At 56.2% G+C, this 1,098-nt stretch carries 1 rRNA gene; it reads right to left on the bottom strand.

Annotation, left to right across the window (positions count from 1 at the left end):
• Positions 1–1,098 (bottom strand): 23S ribosomal RNA (locus tag Ato02nite_RS44690); the annotation flags it as partial.

The following is a 1,098-nucleotide window of genomic DNA, read 5'->3' as shown; positions in this document are numbered from 1 at the left end:
AAGGTTCGTCTTGGGCGTTCCTTTGCGGGTACGGGAATATCAACCCGTTATCCATCGACTACGCCTCTCGGCCTCGCCTTAGGCCCCGACTCACCCAGGGCGGATTAGCCTGGCCCTGGAACCCTTGGTCATTCGGCGGAAGAGGTTCTCACTCTTCATTCGCTACTCATGCCTGCATTCTCACTCGTGTAGCCTCCACGCCTGGGTCACCCCGGCGCTTCCCTGGCAACACGACGCTCCCCTACCCATCCACACACCTGCACAACCAGAGCAAGTCTGGCCGCGAAGTTAAAATGTGAATGCCACAGCTTCGGCGGTGTGCTTGAGCCCCGCTACATTGTCGGCGCGGAACCACTTGACCAGTGAGCTATTACGCACTCTTTAAAGGATGGCTGCTTCTAAGCCAACCTCCTGGTTGTCTAAGCGACCCCACATCCTTTTCCACTTAGCACACGCTTAGGGGCCTTAGCTGGTGATCTGGGCTGTTTCCCTCTCGACTACGAAGCTTATCCCCCGCAGTCTCACTGCCGCGCTCTCACTTACCGGCATTCGGAGTTTGGCTGATTTCGGTAAGCTTGTAGGCCCCCTAGACCATCCAGTGCTCTACCTCCGGCAAGAAACACACGACGCTGCACCTAAATGCATTTCGGGGAGAACCAGCTATCACGGAGTTTGATTGGCCTTTCACCCCTAACCACAGGTCATCCCCCAACTTTTCAACGTTGGTGGGTTCGGTCCTCCACGCAGTCTTACCCACGCTTCAACCTGCCCATGGCTAGATCACCCCGCTTCGGGTCTAGAACACGCGACTAAAATCGCCCTATTAAGACTCGCTTTCGCTACGGCTACCCCACACGGGTTAACCTCGCCACGTGCCACTAACTCGCAGGCTCATTCTTCAAAAGGCACGCCATCACCCCGAAAGGCTCTGACGGATTGTAGGCGAACGGTTTCAGGTACTATTTCACTCCCCTCCCGGGGTACTTTTCACCATTCCCTCACGGTACTCGTCCGCTATCGGTCACCAGGAAGTATTCAGCCTTACCAGGTGGTCCTGGCAGATTCACAGCAGATTCTAGGAGTCCGCTGCTACTCGGG

This window comes from Paractinoplanes toevensis, from assembly GCF_018332695.1.
GTDB classification, from domain to species: Bacteria; Actinomycetota; Actinomycetes; order Mycobacteriales; family Micromonosporaceae; genus Actinoplanes; species Actinoplanes toevensis.
This window is presented reverse-complemented; position numbering and strand designations above follow the sequence as displayed.